This window comes from Variovorax sp. Root318D1, assembly GCF_001424835.1.
GTDB lineage: Bacteria > Pseudomonadota > Gammaproteobacteria > Burkholderiales > Burkholderiaceae_C > Variovorax.
The window spans coordinates 446,889-463,185 of record NZ_LMCQ01000024.1; the positions used below are offsets into that span (position 1 = coordinate 446,889).

Sequence of the window (16,297 nt, forward strand, 5' to 3'; positions counted from 1 at the left end):
GTGTTTATCCCCGCAAAACGGATTTGCCAATGATCAGTTGTTGAACTTCCGTTGCGCCTTCATAGATGCGCAGCGAGCGGATGTCGCGGTAGAGGCTCTCGATCTTCGTGCCGACCTTCACGCCAAGGCCGCCGTGCATCTGCAGTGCCATATCGATCACGCGGCTTGCGTTCTCGGTGGCGCACATCTTGGCCATGGCCGCGGCAGCGGAAACATCGCCAACCGCTGGGGCGCCGCGCTGTTCGGCGTCATCGCGCATCCACGCGGCGCGATAGGTGAGCAAGGCGGCACTGTCGATCAATGCGGCCATCTCGCCGAGCTTGGCCTGCGTGAGCTGGAAGTCGGCGAGCGTCTGCCCGAACATGCGCCGGCCCTTCGCGTGTGCGACAGCTTCGGCGAGTGCACGGCGGCCCATGCCGAGCGCAGCCGCCGCGACCGACGCACGAAAGATGTCGAGCGTGCGCATCGCCAGCTTGAAGCCGCCGTTGAGTTCGCCGAGCTGCGCGGTGCGCGGCACGATGCAGTTCTCGAAGCGCAGGGTGGCGAGCGGATGAGGCGCCATCACGTCGATGTGCTCGGAGGTATCGAGTCCGGCCGCATTCGCATCGACGATGAACGCCGTGATGCCGCGCGTGCCGGCCGTCGGCTCCGTCTTCGCGAACACGCAGTAGAAGTCGGCGATGCCGCCGTTGCTGATCCAGGTCTTTTCACCATGAAGACGCCAACCGTCGGGCGTGGCCTCGGCGCGCATGGCCATGGCGGCCACGTCGGAACCGGCCTCGGGCTCGCTGAGCGCGAAGGCCGCGATCTTGCCGCCCTTGCCCACGGCCGTGAGGTAGTGCGATTGCTGCTCGGGCGTGCCTGCGAGCGTGATTGCGCCGCTGCCCAGGCCCTGCATCGCAAACGCGAAGTCGGCCAGCGGCGAGTGGTAGCCGAGCGTCTCGCGCAGCAAAACGAGCGCGCGTGAATCGAGGCGTTCGAGTGCCCCCCCCGCGCTGCCGGGCACGGCATAGCGCAGCCAGCCGCCGTCGCCGAGGCGGCGAACCCATTCGCGGCAAGCGGCGCGGTCGTCGCGCTCATCGATTTCCTGTGCCGCACACCAAGGCAGCAGCTCACGCGCAAGCGAGCGATGGGCTTCGTCGAAGAATGGCAGTGCGAGATGCGCCGTCGAAGGCGGTGCGGGAATCTTCGTCATCATGGCGTCAGTCCCCACCGAACACGGGCTTGCGCTTGGCAGCGAAAGCTTCGTAAGCGCGCTTGAAGTCTTCGGTCTGCATGCAGATGGCCTGCGCCTGCGCCTCGGCCTCGATCGCCTGGTCGATGGTCATCGACCATTCCTGCGACAGCATCGTCTTGGTCATGCCATGCGCAAAGCTCGGCCCCTCGGCCAGTTCGCGCGCGACCTTGGTGGCGGCTTCCACTAATGCATCGCTCTCGTGCAGCGCATTGAAGAAGCCCCAGGCGTGGCCTTCCTGCGCCGTCATCGCGCGGCCGGTGAACAACAGTTCGGAGGCGCGGCCCTGGCCGATCACGCGCGGCAGCAATGCGCAAGCGCCCATGTCCGCGCCGGCAAGACCCACGCGGGTGAACAGGAAAGCGGTGCGCGTGGCGGGCGAGCCGTAGCGCAGGTCGCAGGCCAGCGCGATCATCGCGCCGGCGCCGGCGCACACGCCGTCGATCGCACCGACGATCGGCTGAGGGCAATGTCGGATGGCTTTCACCAAGTCGCCCGTCATGCGCGTGAACTCGAGCAGCTCGGGCATGCGCATGCCGGTGAGCGGGCCGATGATCTCGTGCACGTCGCCGCCCGAGCAGAAGTTGCCGCCTGCGCCGGTGATAACGATCGCCTTCACGTCGGTTGCGTAGTTCAACGCGCGAAACAGGTCGCGCAGTTCGGCGTACGAGTCGAAGGTGAGCGGGTTCTTGCGCTCGGGCCGGTTCAGCGTAACGGTGCCGACGCCGGCCTCGTAGCTCCATGCGAAGTGCTTGGCGACGTAAGGCGCCTTCGCCTCGAATTGCGCGCGCATGGGATTGCCCGCGCCAATGTAGTGCTTCATTCGGCCTCCGCCATCTGGCTGTGTGAGTGTTGCTTGACCTTGCCGAGCAGCTTGTGGAGCTGCGCGATCTCCTTGGCGCTGAGGCCCGCGAAGGCATCGACGATCCAGTCTTCGTGCTGCTGCGCCATGTCGTTGAAGAGCTTGCGCCCGCGGGCGGTGAGGCGCACGCGCCAAGCGCGTCGGTCGCCCTCGACGTTGATGCGCTCGACCAGCCCTTCGGTCACCAGCTGGTCGGTGATGCCGGTGACGTTGCCGCCCGTCACCATCATGCGGCGCGAGAGCTCATTCATCTTCAGCCCGTCGGGGGAGCGCTCGAGCTGCGACATCAGGTCGAAGCGCGGCAGCGTGGTCGCGAACTGCGAGCGCAGTTCGTTGCGCACCTGCTTCTCGATCAGCTGGGTGCAAGTGAGAAGGCGCAGCCAGAGGCGCAGCGCCTCGGGATGCTCGCTGTGGGCGCGTGCTTCGAGGTCCATGTCAGTGGTGCCCGGCCGCCCGAAGGCACTGACGCGCCCCCTCGGGGGGCAGCGATACGCGAAGCGATGAGCGTGGGGGTTTCATGTCAGTGTGTCTCCTCGGTGTTCTGCGCTGCCAGCGCCGCATTCGCGGCCGCGGCGATCTGCTGCTGCTTGGCAATTTCGCGGTACATCTGGTCGCGTCCGCTCAGGTACTGCTTGGGCCAGTCGACGTCGCGGCTTTGCAGCTTGGCGGCTTCGTGCAGCGTCCAGGCGGGGTCGGCGAGGTGCGGGCGCGCGATGGCGCACAAGTCGGCGCGGCCGGCCGCGATGATGCTGTTGGCCTGGTCGGCATCGGTGATGGCGCCCACGGCAATCGTCGAGATGCCGACCTCGTTGCGGATGCGGTCCGAGAACGGCGTCTGGTACATGCGGCCGTACACCGGCTTGGCGTCGCGCGTGGTCTGGCCGGAGGAGACGTCGATGAAATCCGCGCCGGCATCCTTGAAGAGTCGAGCGACGATGACCGCGTCGGCGTCGGTGTTGCCGCCCGGCGCCCAGTCGTGCGCCGAGATGCGCACGCTCATCGGTTTGTCTTCGGGCCACGCCGCACGCATCGCGCGGAACACTTCGAGCGGGTAGCGGCAGCGGGCCTCGATGCCGCCGCCGTACTCGTCGGTGCGCTGGTTGGTGAGCGGGCTGATGAAGGCCGACAGCAGGTAGCCGTGCGCGCAGTGCAGCTCGAGCCAGTCGAAGCCGCATTCGGCGGCACGGCGCGTGGAGTCGACGAAGCGTTCGCGCATGTCGTCCATCTGTTCGCGCGTCATTGCTGCCGGCAGCTGGTTCTGCTCGCCATAGGCGACCGCGCTGGCGGACAGCAACGGCCAGTTGCCGCTCTCCAGAGGCTCGTCGGTGCCTTCCCAGCCCACGCGTGTTGAACCCTTGGCCCCGCTGTGGCCGAGCTGCATTGCGATCTTCGCGCTCGACTGTGTGTGCACGAAATCGACGATGCGCTTGAACGCCGTCTGCTGCGTGTCGTTGTACAGACCTGTGCAGCCGGGGGTGATGCGGCCCTCCGGTGTCGGGCTGGTCATTTCGACGCACACCATCGCGGCGCCGCCGAGCGCGCGCGCGCCCAGGTGCACCAGCAGAAAGTCCTGCGGCACGCCGTCCACGGCGCTGTAGGTAGCCATCGGCGACACCAGAATGCGGTTCCTCAGCGTGAGACCGCGCACCGTGAACGGCATCAGCATGGGCGCCACGGGCTTGCCCCCGGCGAGCCACCGTTCATAGCCGCCCAGCCATTCGGTGTCGCGAACGCGCAGGTTCTCGTGGCTGATACGCTGCGAGCGCGTGAGCAGCGAGTAGGCGAACTGCTCGATCTGCATGCCCGTGTAGCGAGGCACGTTCTCGAACCACTCGGTCGAGTTGCGCGCGGCGTTCTGGATCTTGAGCACCTCGATGCTGCGGCGTGCCTCGTAGCCTTCGAGGACATGGTCGACCGTGCCGCCGCGCTCGAACTCGTTCGCCAGGTCGATCGCGTCTTCGAGCGCGAGCTTGGTGCCCGAGCCGATCGAGAAGTGCGCCGTGTGCGCCGCGTCGCCCATCAGCACCACGGGGACCGAGCGACCCTCCACGTCGATGCGGTGCGTCCAGCGCTCGCACACCACGCGCGGAAAGCGGATCCAGTTGGCCGAGCCACGCAGGTGCGTGGCGTTGCTGATGAGCGGGTGGCCACCCAGGTACTTGGCAAACAGCTTCTCGCAGAAGGCGATGGCCTCGGGCTGCTCCATCTGGTCGAGGCCATGGGCCTTCCACACCGCCTCTGGCGTCTCGACGATGAAGGTCGAGGTCTTGTCGTCGAACTGGTACGCGTGGGCTTGGAACCAGCCGTGCTCGGTCTGTTCGAAGGCGAAGGTGAAGGCGTCGAAGGTCTGGTGCGTGCCGAGCCACACGAAGCGGCAGTTGCGCAGGTCGATGTCGGGCTTGAACACGTCGGCGTAGCGCTGGCGGATGCGGCTGTTGAGTCCGTCGCTGGCAATCACCAGGTCGGCGTTGTACTGGGCGGCAATCGCCTGGTCGTCGGTGGCGTCGGTTTCGAAGACCAGATTCACGCCGAGAGCCAGGCAGCGCTCCTGCAGGATGTTCAAGAGCCGCTTGCGGCCGATGCCGCAGAAGCCGTGGCCGCCCGAGCGCACCTGCCGCCCCTTGAAGAACACCTGGATGTCGTCCCAGTGGTGGAACTCATTGCCAATCAGCGCCGCGGTCTCGGCGTCGGCCGCCGCCAGGTTGGCGAGCGTCTGGTCGCTCAGCACCACGCCCCAGCCGAAGGTGTCGAAGGGCCGATTGCGCTCCACCACGGTGATGTCGAGCGCCGGGTTGCGGGCCTTCATCAGCAAGGCGAAGTAAAGGCCCGCGGGGCCGCCGCCGATGCACAGGATGCGTTGAAGGTCCATGGCGGGTGCGGCGGAAAGACCGTCGGTGAAGCTGTTCATGATTGAATAGTTTAAGCATAAACAATATGCTGTCAACGGGGTCGTACCACAGGGGTACCCCACAAGTCGTGTGATGTCATGCAAAAAACTGAAAAAATCAATACCATGAGCTCACCATGCAAAGCTTGATACCCAAAATCGAGTCGCAGCTTGCGTCGCTGCCCGTGCCCATCGCGCTGGAGTTGCCTGATGGCCGAAGAGTGGCCAAGCCCGGGTCGCGTGTGACGCTGGCATTCAGCGAGTGGTCCGCGCTGGCCAAGCTGGCGGCGCGACAGGTGGGGGCTATCGGCGAGGCCTACGTGGAAGGCAAGGTTCAGATCGAGGGCGCCATGCGGGACCTGATCGACGCCACGGTCGGCATGTTGCCCGGCAACCCCGCCGAGACCGACACCGCCTGGTGGACCCGCCTGATGCGGCTGGCCAAGTCCCGCGGCTCCCATTCAATGAACAAGGATGCCGAGCAGATCCAGTTCCACTACGACGTTTCCGACGATTTCTACGCGCTGTGGCTCGACCCGCGCCGGGTCTATTCGTGTGCTTACTTTCGTACGCCCGAGCTGAGCTTGGCCGAGGCGCAGGAAGCCAAGCTGGACCACATCTGCCGCAAGCTGTTGCTGCAGCCCGGCGAGCGCTTTCTGGACATCGGCTCCGGCTGGGGCGGGCTGCTGCTGTGGGCGGCGGAGCACTACGGCGTCGACGCCACCGGCATCACCTTGTCGAAGAACCAGCACGCGCACGTGCAGCAGCTGATCGAGGAAAAAGGCCTGCAGGGCCGCGTGCGCGTGGAGCTGCGCGACTACCGCGAGCTGTCTGCCGACGCGCCTTTCGACAAGATCTCGTCGGTCGGCATGTTCGAGCACGTGGGTGCGGCCAACATGCCCACCTACTTCCGCAAGATCCATTCGCTCCTGAAGCCCGGCGGCCTGGTGCTGAACCACGGCATCACCTCGGGCCAGATCGACTACCGGCAGCTTGGCGCGGGTATGGGCGATTTCATCGAGAAGTACATCTTCCCGGGAGGCGAACTGCTGCACGTGACGCACGTGCTGCGCGAAACGGCTGCCGCGGGCCTGGAGATGGTCGACACCGAAAGCCTTCGTCCGCACTACGCGCGCACGCTGTGGGCCTGGTCGGACGCCCTCGAGGCGCAGCTCGGCGCGGCACGCGAAGTGCTCGAGCGTGCAGGTGGCCGGCAAGGCGCGAACGCGGAACGGATCCTGCGTGCCTATCGCCTCTACCTGGCGGGCTCCGCGATGAGCTTCGAGCAGGGCTGGATCTCACTGCACCAGATGCTTTCCACCCGGCCGGACGGCAGGGTGGAGCATGGTGTTTTGCGCGGTTCGCAATCGGTGTACCCTTTTGCCCGTGACTACATCTACAAGTGAGTGAAAACAATCATGCTGTACCGATTCCAGTCCCGCGCCTCCCCTGATTTCGTGATGCTCGAGGTGCACGCGCGCCAGCTGTTCGACATTGTCGGCAAGGACATCGCGCCCAAAGGCATCATCACGGTCGAGCAGATTCCCGCCGCCATTGCGGCGCTCGAATCCGCGCTGGCACGCGAGGCCAGCAATCCCCACAATAACGACGACTACGCCGTCGAAGGCCACGCCAGCGAGGCCGAGAAGCAGCACGTGGGACTGCACCAGCGCGCCGCCCCTCTGCTCCACATGCTGAGGGACTCCCTGGTCGAGAAAAAAGACGTCACCTGGAAGACCTGACGGGACTCCGGCAACGCATCCGTGCCTGAGGTCAGTCGACCTTTGCGCCGGAGTCCTTCACCACCTTCGCCCACTTCACGTGCTCGCTGGCAATCAGCTTGGTGAAGTCGGCCGGCGTATTGCCACTCGGAATCGCGCCCTGGGCCAGCATCTTTTCCTTGATGGCGGGGGTGCTGAGCGACTTGGCAACTTCCTGCTGGATCCGGTTCACGATGTCGGGCGAAGTGCCTGCAGGTGCCAGCAGGCCAAACCATGAACTGGCGTCGAAGCCCTTGAGCGCCGGGCCACCGGCTTCTTCCACCGTGGGCAGATCGGGCAGCGCCGGCGAGCGCTGGGCGCTGGTCACGGCCAGGGCCGTGAGCTTGCCGCCCTTGATCTGCGCCATCGACGAGGGCAGGTTGTCGAACATCACGTCGGCGTTGCCGCCCACCAGGTCGAGCAGCGCCGGACCCGACCCCTTGTACGGGATGTGCGTCATGAAGGTGCCGGTCATGCTCTTGAAGAGCTCGCCCGCCAGGTGGATCGAGGTGCCGCTGCCGCTCGATGCCATGTTGAGCTTGCCCGGGTTGGCCTTGGCGTACTTGATGAAATCCTGCACGTTGCGGATGCCAAGTGCCTTGGCCTTGTCGGCGTTCATCTCCATCACGTTCGGCACGGCCGCCACCAGCGTGATCGGCACGAAGTCCTTGATGGGGTCGAACGGCAGCTTGGGATAGAGCGCCCGGTTGATGCCATGCGTGCCCACCGTGCCCATCAGCAGCGTGTAGCCGTCGTTGGGCGCGCGCGCCACGATTTCGGCGCCCACGTTGCCGCCCGCGCCCGCGCGGTTGTCGACGATGAACTGTTGGCCGAAGGCCTTCGACAACTCGGGCGCAATCGCGCGCGCCAGGATGTCGGTGGTGCCGCCCGCCGCAAAGGGCACGACGATGCGCACCGGCTTGTTCGGCCAGGTGTTCTGGGCCCAGGAGGGAGTTGCTGCAAATGCAATGGCCGCGGAAGCCGCAAGCGCAGCCCGGCGATTCATTTTGAAAATTGAAGAAGTCATGCGCCTGTTTGTACAGGTGAACCGCGGCGGGCGCCGCCGGTAAAACCCCGGTGATCCGCCGGCCTATGCCACCTGCATCCGCTCCGCGAAGCGTTCGCTGCGAAAGCGCTCCAGCACGAAGTCGATGAAGACCCGCGTCTTCGCCGGCAGCAGCTTCTTGCTCGGGTAGTAGAGCCAGACCGCGCCCGCGTCGAAATGCCACTCGGGCAGCAGGCGCACCAGTTCGCCGCTCCGGAGGCCGCGCTCGACGAATGGCATCGGCAGCATGGCCACGCCCAGCCCCATCAGCGCAGCATGCGCAATGGCTTCGGGGTCGTTGAAAATTGCGCGCGGGCGGGGCAGTTCCACCGTGGTCTGGTCGCCGCTTGCATGCTGCAAGGTCCAGCTGCGCAGCCGCCCCGTGGGCGAAGAGCGGCGCAGCAGCGCGTCGAACCGCACCAGCTCCGCGGGATGCGCCGGCAGCGTTCGTCCCGACAGATAAGCCGGTGCGGCCACCGCCACCACGTGGATGCGCGACAGCTCTCGCGCCACCATGCCCGGCGACAGCTCGATGCCGCCGCCAATGGCCGCGTCGAAGCCTTCGCCCACCAGATCGACCTGCTGGTTGTCGAAATGCCAGTCGGGCAGGATCGACGGGTAGCGCGCAAGAAAGTCGCCCATCATCGGCAGCACGTGCTCGCGGCCAAACGCTTGGCCCATGCTCACCTTGAGCGTACCGGCAGGCTGCCCGTCGTTCTTCGAAACATCGGCCACCGCGTCTTGCAGGGTGGTGAGCGCGCCGCCGATCTGGCCCAGGAAACGCTCGCCGCTTTCGGTGAGCGTGAGGCGGCGGGTGCTGCGCTGAAACAGCCGCACGCCGAGCCGTTTTTCCAGCCGCGCAACATTCTTGCTGACCGCGGCCGGCGTGAGCCCGAGCCGCCGGGCCGCGGCCGAGAAACTGCCACTGTCCGCGCTCTGGACGAAAGACTCGAGGTGATTGAGCGGTTCCATGGACGGCTATTTTCAACCATTGGTTGAATTTGATTGCGCCAATTGGTGGCTACCGCATAGGTAATCGACTCACGACACTGAAGGCCTTCCCCTCACATCTCAAGGAAAAAATCATGGCTATCAGCAAAACAGCGTCCCCTGTCCTTACTGGCAAAGTCGCTTTCGTCGCCGGCGGTTCGCGCGGCATTGGCGCTGCCATCGTGCGGCGCCTGGCCGAAGATGGCGCCGCCGTCGCCTTCAGCTACGCGAGTTCGACCGCGCCGGCCGACGAACTGGCGCGCAGCATCGAGGCCGAAGGCGGCCGCGCCCTGGCGCTGAAGATCGACAGCGCCGACGCCGCCGCGCTCACCGCCGGCATCGACGAAGCCGCACGCAAGCTCGGCCGCATCGACGTTCTCGTCAACAACGCCGGCGTTTTCCTGCCCGGCACCCTGGAAGATTTCTCGCTCGAGGATTTCGACCGCACGCTGGACATCAACGTGCGCGCCGTGTTCGTGGCTGCCAAGGCCGCCGCACGGCACATGGGCGAGGGCGGCCGCATCATCAACATCGGCAGCACCAACGCCGAGCGCATGCCCTGGCCTGGCGGCAGCGCCTATGCCATGAGCAAGTCGGCGCTCAAGGGACTGGTGCAGGGCCTCGCGCGCGACCTCGGCCCGCGCGGCATCACGGTCAACAACGTGCAGCCCGGCCCGGTCAACACCGACATGAACCCCGCCGACGGCCCGAACGCCGCCGCCATGCACGGCCTGATGGCACTGGCCCGCCATGGCCGCCCCGAAGAAATCGCCGGCATGGTGGCCTACCTGGCCAGCCCCGAAGCAGGTTTTGTCACTGGGGCCAGCCTCAACATCGACGGCGGCTTCGCAGCCTGACCAGACGCCTTAGTCGGCGCGCTGAACCGCAGCAATCAGCTTGTCCAGCGTCGCGCCCAGGCGGGCGAGCTCGTCGGCGTTCACGCCCTCGAACAGCACGGCCTCGCGCTGCCGGCCCAGCGCTCCGACGGATTCGTGCAGCGCCTTGCCCGCCGCCGTGAGGTAGAGCCGGCCGCGGCGCCGGTCGGTGGGGTCGCCCAGGCGCTGCACGCGCTTGTGGCGCTTCAGGCCCGCGAGAGCGCGGCTCACTGCCATCTTGTCGAGGCCCGTGAAGTCGGTGATCTGTGTCGCGTTGAGTCCGGGCTCGCCACCCAGCACCACCATCACGCGCCATTCGTTCAGCGTGAGATGGTGTTCGCGGCCGACCTTTTCATGGAAGGGGCGCGCCGTGAGATTGACCACCCGCACAAGCTTGAAGAACAGCGGGTCCATGGCGCACGGCGGCTCAGCCCAGCAGTTTTCTCGCGCCGGCCGCGATGGATTCGGCGCCCACGCGTGATTGCGCCTCGAGCACCGGCGCATAGCCGACCGGAATGCGTGGCGCGCCAAGCCGCGCCACGCGGCAGCCCGTGGCCTCCGCGGCGCTGGCGGCTATCTCGGCGCCGAAGCCCGCCACCTGCACCGCCTCGTGCACCACCAAAAGCCGCCGCGTGCGCGCACACGATGCGAGCACCGTTTCGCGGTCCCAGGGCCAGAGCGTGCGAAGGTCGATCAGGTCGACCGCAATGCCTTCGGCCGCGAGCGTGTCGCAGGCCGCGGCGCACGCCTGCATCTGCTTGCTCCAGCTCACGAGCGTGAGCGCGTCGCCCTCGCGCACGCGCCGCGCCTTGCCGAGCGGCACGGCCATGTCTTCGTCCACTTCGCCGCGCTGGCCCCAGAGCGTCTTGTGCTCGATGTAGACCACCGGATCGCCGCATTGCAGCGCCGCGCGCAAGAGGCTGTAGTTGTCCTGCGGCGTCGCGGGGCTGACCACCACCACGCCCGGCAGATGCGCGAACCAGGCCTCGAGCGACTGAGAATGCTGCGCGGCCGAGGCGTCCCAGATGCCGCCCGGCATGCGCGCCACCAGCGGCACGCGGCCCTGCCCGCCGAACATGAAGCGATTCTTGGCGGCCTGGTTCACCAGCTCGTCCATGCCGCAGAGCGCGAAGTCGACCACGCGCATTTCCACCACGGGCCGCAGGCCCGCGAGCGCCATGCCCACCCCCGCGCCCATGATCGCGGCCTCGCTGATCGGCGTGTCGATCACGCGCTCGGCGCCAAAGGCCTGCTGCAGTCCCCTGTACTGGCCGAAGATGCCGCCGCGGCCCACGTCCTCGCCGAGCACCACCACGCGCGGATCGGCTTCCATCTCGCACTGGATGGCGAGCACGGCGGCTTCGGAATAGCTGAGTTCGTTCGTGATCGTCAGTGCCATTGCCCTGCTCCGATGGTCTGCACGTCGGTGAAGGCGTCGCCGGGCTCGGGCCAGGGCGCCGCGTCGGCCACGGCCAGCGCGGTATCGACTTCGTCGCGTGCCGCGTTCTCGATCGCATCGAGCGCAGCTGCGCTGACGCCGTGGGAGAGGAGGTGCCCGCGCGCCCGCGCGATCGGATCGGTTTCGAGCGCGGCCGCCAGTTCGGCCGGATCGCGGTAAGCCGCGACGTCGACCGACACATGCCCCTTCACCCGGTAGGTCAGCGCATGCAGCAGGCGCGGCCCGCCACCGCCGCGCACTTCGGCGACCAGCTTGGCCGCGGCTTCGTGCACCCCGAACACGTCGTTGCCATCGACCTGCGTCGCCGCGATGTCCATCGAGGCGGCGCGCGCCGAGGCGCCTTCGCCGGCCGTCATCGGGCCGCTCGCGGTGGTGGCGCTCCAGCGGTTGTCCTCGCAGACGAAGAGCACCGGCAGGTCGTACACGCGCGCCCAGTTCAGTGCCTCGAGAAAGGGCCCGCGGTTGATTGCGCCATCGCCGAAGAAGCAGACCGTGATGTCGCCATTTTTCTGGAGGATCTTCTGCGCATGTGCCGCACCCACGGCAATCGGCAGTCCCGCCGCGACCACGCCATTCGCGCCCAGCATGCCAACGGAGAAATCCGCAATGTGCATCGAGCCGCCCTTGCCGCCGTTGAAACCAGTGGCCTTGCCGAACAGCTCGCACATCATGCGTGTCAGGTCCGCGCCCTTGGCCAGCGTATGGCCGTGGCCGCGGTGCGTGGAGGTAAGGTAGTCGCTGGTTCGCAAGTGCGCGCACACGCCGGCCGGCACGGCCTCCTGCCCGGTGGAAAGGTGCAGCGGCCCGCGCACCTTGGCGGAGCCGGCGGCCTGCTGGCCATAGGCGCTCACACCACCCTGGCTCGCCGCTTCGGCGGCATTCTCAAAGGCGCGGATGCGCACCATGGTGCGGTACAGCGCCTGGCCGGCGCCGCTCGGTGAAATGCTCGAACCCATCTTGTCTCCAGCGCCTGTGAAACCGGCGGTTCTGGCAAAAATCGTATCAAACGAGAGGGAAATTCGGCACCGGGCTTACCCCGCCGACCGCGCAGGTGCAACGCCTTGACGCGTCTTGTCGCCTTTTCAGGGCTTGCGGCAACGATCCGAATGGTTCGGTTCTTGCAGCAATATACAACTACACACAAATATGCCAAAAATGTCACAGGTTATAAGAGGAAGGGGTGAAGTGTCCATTGACGCTCGTCGCCCAGCCCCGTCCGCTTCATCCCGCATCGCTCATGAGCAGGACGACTGTGATGGGCACCTGGCTCCGATGAGCCGGCACGCCGCGGCGTCGTCGAGGAAAGCTGGCGGCCCATGCCGGCCCTGACTTTTCCGCATATTGACCAAGAAGGTTCCGATGTTTGATAAAGCCAATTTTGCTGCTGCGTTGCTCGTGTTGAGCACGGTCGTGCTCCCGGGTTGCGGTGGCGGAAATGAGGGTAGTGCCCAGGCGGTAGGCGCCCTGGAGATCCCCGTTGTCACGGAAGGCACTCAGGTGGTCCCCGCTGTCGAGGGAGGTACACCGGAGATTCCCGCCGCCCCGGGGGGCACCCCCGAAATCTCCGGCGGCCCGGAAGGCAGCCCCGAAGTCCCCGCCGCCCCGGGAGACGCCCCGGTGGCCCGCGTCATCAAGCATCCAGGTGTTGGGGTCACCCTTTCGGATCTTCAGACGCTCAAGGCGAACGTGGATCAGGGCAAGGAGCCGTGGAAGTCCGCTTACGACCAACTGGCGAACAGCCCCACGTCCAGGCTCAGCTACGCGGGGCGTGGTGGCCCATTCGCGAAGGTGAGCCGCGCCCCCGACGAGAATCTCAATGCTTGGCGCTCCGATATGGTCGCGATCTCGGACCTCTCGCGGATGTGGTATTTCACCCAGAATGAGCAATACGCGGTGAATGCGCGCAAGTTGCTGCTTGGGTGGGCCACCACCCACGTTGAGTTCTCGGGTCGCGAATCGATGCTGGATCTGGGTGACTACGCCATGCAGTTCGTTGGCGGTGCGGAAATCCTGCGCACCACCTATCCGGGCTGGACGGAGGCCGACACGGCGACGGTCAAGACGTACTTCAAGAACGTCCTGATGCCAGCGGCGAACCCCTATGGCGAAAGTCAGTTCGGGGCCGCCAACAAGGGCGCACTGGCCCTCGTCGCGCTTGGACTCATGGCGATCTACAACGACGACATCGAGACATTGGACAGGGTCGTCTACCAGACGCGCACGCTCGCCCATATCGGTCTGCGAAATTCCAATGACATCGGCATGCTCGGCGACTACCTCCGCGACCAGGGGCACGCCTATGGACAGCTCAAGTCACTGACCATGCTGGCCGAGGCGCTCTGGACCCAAGGCATCGACATTTATTCCGACTTTGACAACCGCCTGCTGGCGGCGGGTGAGTATTTCGCGAGGGTGAACGAGCTCGTCCCAACGACAGCCCTTCCTTTCGGCACCACCGATCGCTACTACACCTCAGACGTCACCAATCGCGGCTGGCGGGGCGCCAATGGCGGAAGCGTCGCACTCACTCAGCTTTATGGCGCCTACGTCCTGCGCAAGGGACTCCAGGCACCCTTCATCACGCAGCGACGCCTTTGGGCGCCCGTGGACGGCACCAGCTTCATGTTCCTCAAGGAGTCCGATACCTCGAAGGCGACGCCGCCACCGGCGCTGCCCATTCCTTCGACCACCTCGATCACCTCGGGGTTCAGCAATGTTGACTTCGGGGGCGCCACCCCAGCCGGCATGGCCACATACGCCAATGGCAAATGGACAGTTCAAGGAGCGGGCAACGACATCTTCTGGGGCGCCCAAGACGCTTGCCACTTCACCTACAAGGCCCTCACCGGCAACAGCGCCATCATCGCGAAAGTCGAGTCGGTGCAGAACACCAACCCAGCCGCGAAGGCGGGCGTGATGATGCGCACAAGCCTGGAAACAGGCGCTCCCCGCGCCTGGATGGCCCTTTCCGGGAGGGGCCAGGTCGAACAGAGCATGCCGAAGCTCGCGGTGTATGGCGGCACGAACTATGGGACCAAAGCCCATGACATCGCCAGCTCCACGGGCTCGTACTGGGTGAAGCTCGAGCGCATCGGGAACATCATCACCGGCTACGTTTCTCCCGACGGCACCAATTGGGCTGCCACCGATGTCGGCCGCATCGACACCCCCGTTCCCGACACGATCTATGTCGGTCTGGTGGTCGCCTCGGCCAACTGGGGCACCCTGAACAGCTCCACCTTCAGCAACGTGCAGATCACCGGCGGCGACGGTGGGGCGCCGCGCGTCATCCCGGCGGCACCCGCCATGCTGCTGGCCTCGCCGGGCGATGGCGCCGTCCCGCTGCGCTGGCAGGCGTCCTTCGGGGCCACCGGCTACACGATCGGCCGCTCCGAGTTCAGCGGCGGGCCCTACGAGACCATCGCGTCGGGCGTCACCGGCAGCAGCTACACGGACATCTCCGTGACCAATGGCACGACCTACTACTACACCATCACGGCGAGCAACTCCGCCGGAACGAGCGGCCGTTCTCCCATGGACAGCGCCACGCCGGTGCGTACGATGGTGAACGTTGCCACCGGTGGCACTGCAAACGACAGCGCAGGCAACGCGAGCAACGCCAAACGTGCCTTCGACCAGAACTCGGCGACGCAATGGTTCTACTCTGGCACGACCGGCTGGCTGCAGTACGACCTCGGGCACACGGAGCGCGTCCTGCGTTATGCGGTCACCAGCAGCTACGACCAGGTCCCCCGCGATCCGAAGGACTGGCAGTTCCAGGCCTCCAACGACGGCGCCGCCTGGACCACGCTCGACACGCAAAGCGACCAGGTGTTTGCCGAACGCCTGGAACTGAAGACCTACGCGATCGCGAATGCGGCCTCCTATCGCTACTACCGGCTCAACATCACAGCCAACAATGGCGACGGAGCTTTTACGGATCTTTCCGAACTGGGGCTGTTCGTTTCCAGACCGTAGTGAACCCGATGCGCGATTGACGCGCATCCAGCCACAACCGCAGCCGTGCCGGCGCCACTGGCTCCACGGTCAAGAGCTGATCCAAATACTCACCACGGTCGGTTACGTATAGAAACAAATGGCATAATGACGCTGCCGCAGGCATCGCATCGGCGGTGTCATCGGCGGCGACTGATGCCTCGCGAAGCACCGTCGTGTTCGACATATAGACCCGCGGCCCATGCTGACGCGAGAACCAGAACAAACAAGGCATGGCCACTATCACTGACGGGAAGGGTGTCGGTCAGACCCAGCGGCTGCATAGGGCTCCGAGTGGTTTCGCATTTGCTGGTTACGTGCGTGCCGTGGGCTTGAGTCTGCTTGCGGCCAGCGCGTTCACTGCGGCCCGTGCGCAAAACGCAATCAAGGCGGTCACAGGTTTCATGCAGCAGGGTGTCGAGGTCATCCAGATCGATATGGCACAACCGCTCGCCGTTTTGCCCAGCGGGTTTTCAGTTCAGAACCCGGCGCGTATCGCACTGGACTTTCCCGGTGCCGCAAACGATGTCGGACGCGCAGCCATTGAAGTGAGCCAACCCAACCTGCGCTCAATCAATGTGGTCCAGGCAGGTGAGCGCAGCCGGGTTGTATTGAATCTCAGGCAATCGACGTCATACAAGGCGGAACTGCAAGGCAAGTCACTGCGGATCACGCTTCAGGTCATTGCGGATACGCGGTCGACAGAGGCTTCTCCTTCAGCCGGCGCCGCAGTATCGCGCGGCCGCGCCGAGCCCATCACGCTCAACTTTTCCAATGCCGACATCGAAGCCGTGGCCCGCACCATGGCCGTGGTGACCGGCCGCGACGTGGTGGTCGATCCGCGCGTGAAGGGCACGATGGACCTCGTGACCGACCGTCCCGTGCAGCCAGCCGCTGCCTTCAACCAGTTCGCCGCGGCGCTGCGTTTGCAGGGTTTTGCGGTGGTGGAGGCCGACGGCCTCTACAAGGTGGTGCTCGAAGCCAACGCCAAGCTGCAGAGCGTTGCCGTGAACACCTCCATCGGCGCTGTGCCTTCGTCGGCCGGCAACCAGATCGTCACCCAGATCTTCAGGCTCAACTACGAGTCGCCCAACAGCCTGCTGCCGGTGCTGCGCCCGCTCATTCCGCCCAACAACACCATCAACGTGAACCCGGGCAACAACTCGCTCGTGATCACCGACTACGCGGA

The 16,297-nt window shown here is 65.8% G+C and carries 14 protein-coding genes; 5 read left to right on the forward strand and 9 right to left on the reverse strand.

Going from position 1 to position 16,297, the window contains the following annotated elements; all coding sequences use genetic code 11:
- Positions 1 to 4: 4 nt before the first annotated feature.
- The 4 genes from ASC78_RS25010 to ASC78_RS25025 all read right to left on the reverse strand — a co-directional run bounded on the left by ASC78_RS25010 (position 5) and on the right by ASC78_RS25025 (position 4,965).
- A complete protein-coding gene (locus tag ASC78_RS25010; protein WP_055807827.1) occupies positions 5 to 1,198 on the reverse strand; it encodes an acyl-CoA dehydrogenase family protein in 1,194 nt (397 codons plus the stop codon).
- A gap of 4 nt (positions 1,199 to 1,202) precedes the next feature.
- Positions 1,203 to 2,057, reverse strand: a complete 855-nt coding sequence (locus ASC78_RS25015; RefSeq protein ID WP_055807830.1) for an enoyl-CoA hydratase family protein — start codon at positions 2,055 to 2,057, stop codon at positions 1,203 to 1,205.
- The gene (locus ASC78_RS25020; protein WP_055807832.1) at positions 2,054 to 2,530 is read right to left on the reverse strand and encodes a MarR family winged helix-turn-helix transcriptional regulator; all 477 of its coding nucleotides are present in this window, start codon (positions 2,528 to 2,530) and stop codon (positions 2,054 to 2,056) included. Before ASC78_RS25020 ends, ASC78_RS25015 begins: the two co-directional genes overlap by 4 nt.
- Positions 2,531 to 2,616: 86 nt before the next feature.
- Positions 2,617 to 4,965: a bifunctional salicylyl-CoA 5-hydroxylase/oxidoreductase gene (locus ASC78_RS25025; RefSeq protein WP_443082743.1), complete on the reverse strand. Its 2,349-nt coding sequence runs from the start codon at positions 4,963 to 4,965 to the stop codon at positions 2,617 to 2,619.
- A 155-nt stretch (positions 4,966 to 5,120) separates the two neighbouring features.
- Between ASC78_RS25025 and ASC78_RS25030 the strand changes: the two genes are divergently transcribed.
- Together ASC78_RS25030 and ASC78_RS25035 are read left to right on the forward strand one after the other, a co-directional pair.
- On the forward strand, positions 5,121 to 6,389 hold the full coding sequence (locus ASC78_RS25030; protein ID WP_055807835.1) for a class I SAM-dependent methyltransferase: 1,269 nt from the start codon (positions 5,121 to 5,123) through the stop codon (positions 6,387 to 6,389).
- Positions 6,390 to 6,401: 12 nt separating this feature from the next.
- Positions 6,402 to 6,725 (forward strand): DUF1840 domain-containing protein, encoded by a 324-nt coding sequence (locus tag ASC78_RS25035; RefSeq protein ID WP_055807923.1) that lies wholly within the window; start codon positions 6,402 to 6,404, stop codon positions 6,723 to 6,725.
- 31 nt (positions 6,726 to 6,756) lie between these two features.
- Here the strand turns inward: ASC78_RS25035 and ASC78_RS25040 are convergent, their stop codons facing one another.
- Complete coding sequence (locus ASC78_RS25040; protein ID WP_055807837.1) at positions 6,757 to 7,770, reverse strand: Bug family tripartite tricarboxylate transporter substrate binding protein; 1,014 nt, start codon at positions 7,768 to 7,770, stop codon at positions 6,757 to 6,759.
- Between the two features lie 63 nt (positions 7,771 to 7,833).
- Positions 7,834 to 8,760 (reverse strand): LysR family transcriptional regulator, encoded by a 927-nt coding sequence (locus tag ASC78_RS25045; protein ID WP_055807839.1) that lies wholly within the window; start codon positions 8,758 to 8,760, stop codon positions 7,834 to 7,836.
- Between the two features lie 113 nt (positions 8,761 to 8,873).
- Here ASC78_RS25045 and ASC78_RS25050 point away from each other — a divergent pair, with 113 nt between their 5' ends.
- Positions 8,874 to 9,635 (forward strand): SDR family oxidoreductase, encoded by a 762-nt coding sequence (locus ASC78_RS25050; protein WP_055807841.1) that lies wholly within the window; start codon positions 8,874 to 8,876, stop codon positions 9,633 to 9,635.
- 9 nt (positions 9,636 to 9,644) lie between these two features.
- Here ASC78_RS25050 and ASC78_RS25055 read toward each other — a convergent pair whose 3' ends face one another.
- The 3 genes from ASC78_RS25055 to ASC78_RS25065 are packed head-to-tail and all read right to left on the reverse strand — an operon-like array spanning position 9,645 to position 12,068.
- Positions 9,645 to 10,067, reverse strand: a complete 423-nt coding sequence (locus ASC78_RS25055) for a MarR family winged helix-turn-helix transcriptional regulator (protein WP_055807843.1) — start codon at positions 10,065 to 10,067, stop codon at positions 9,645 to 9,647.
- Positions 10,068 to 10,080: 13 nt separating this feature from the next.
- Entirely contained in the window at positions 10,081 to 11,052 is a 972-nt protein-coding gene (locus ASC78_RS25060; RefSeq protein ID WP_055807845.1) for an alpha-ketoacid dehydrogenase subunit beta, read from the reverse strand.
- Entirely contained in the window at positions 11,043 to 12,068 is a 1,026-nt protein-coding gene (locus ASC78_RS25065; RefSeq protein WP_200934364.1) for a thiamine pyrophosphate-dependent dehydrogenase E1 component subunit alpha, read from the reverse strand. Before ASC78_RS25065 ends, ASC78_RS25060 begins: the two co-directional genes overlap by 10 nt.
- A 403-nt stretch (positions 12,069 to 12,471) precedes the next feature.
- On the opposite strand from ASC78_RS25065, the gene ASC78_RS25070 reads away from it, so the two are divergent.
- Positions 12,472 to 15,090 (forward strand): discoidin domain-containing protein, encoded by a 2,619-nt coding sequence (locus tag ASC78_RS25070; RefSeq protein ID WP_055807926.1) that lies wholly within the window; start codon positions 12,472 to 12,474, stop codon positions 15,088 to 15,090.
- Between the two features lie 251 nt (positions 15,091 to 15,341).
- A partial coding sequence (locus ASC78_RS28200) for a type IV pilus secretin family protein (RefSeq protein ID WP_235505205.1) occupies positions 15,342 to 16,297 on the forward strand: 956 nt, incomplete at its 3' end.

Coding starts and splice junctions, on each gene's coding strand:
- ASC78_RS25010 (WP_055807827.1), bottom strand. CDS start 1,198: ATGATGACGAAGATTCCCGCACCGCCTTCGACGGCGCATCTCGCACTG.
- ASC78_RS25060 (WP_055807845.1), bottom strand. CDS start 11,052: ATGGCACTGACGATCACGAACGAACTCAGCTATTCCGAAGCCGCCGTG.
- ASC78_RS25065 (WP_200934364.1), bottom strand. CDS start 12,068: ATGGGTTCGAGCATTTCACCGAGCGGCGCCGGCCAGGCGCTGTACCGC.
- ASC78_RS25015 (WP_055807830.1), bottom strand. CDS start 2,057: ATGAAGCACTACATTGGCGCGGGCAATCCCATGCGCGCGCAATTCGAG.
- ASC78_RS25020 (WP_055807832.1), bottom strand. CDS start 2,530: ATGGACCTCGAAGCACGCGCCCACAGCGAGCATCCCGAGGCGCTGCGC.
- ASC78_RS25055 (WP_055807843.1), bottom strand. CDS start 10,067: ATGGACCCGCTGTTCTTCAAGCTTGTGCGGGTGGTCAATCTCACGGCG.
- ASC78_RS25025 (WP_443082743.1), bottom strand. CDS start 4,965: ATGGACCTTCAACGCATCCTGTGCATCGGCGGCGGCCCCGCGGGCCTT.
- ASC78_RS25045 (WP_055807839.1), bottom strand. CDS start 8,760: ATGGAACCGCTCAATCACCTCGAGTCTTTCGTCCAGAGCGCGGACAGT.
- ASC78_RS25030 (WP_055807835.1), top strand. CDS start 5,121: ATGCAAAGCTTGATACCCAAAATCGAGTCGCAGCTTGCGTCGCTGCCC.
- ASC78_RS25050 (WP_055807841.1), top strand. CDS start 8,874: ATGGCTATCAGCAAAACAGCGTCCCCTGTCCTTACTGGCAAAGTCGCT.
- ASC78_RS25035 (WP_055807923.1), top strand. CDS start 6,402: ATGCTGTACCGATTCCAGTCCCGCGCCTCCCCTGATTTCGTGATGCTC.
- ASC78_RS25070 (WP_055807926.1), top strand. CDS start 12,472: ATGTTTGATAAAGCCAATTTTGCTGCTGCGTTGCTCGTGTTGAGCACG.
- ASC78_RS25040 (WP_055807837.1), bottom strand. CDS start 7,770: ATGACTTCTTCAATTTTCAAAATGAATCGCCGGGCTGCGCTTGCGGCT.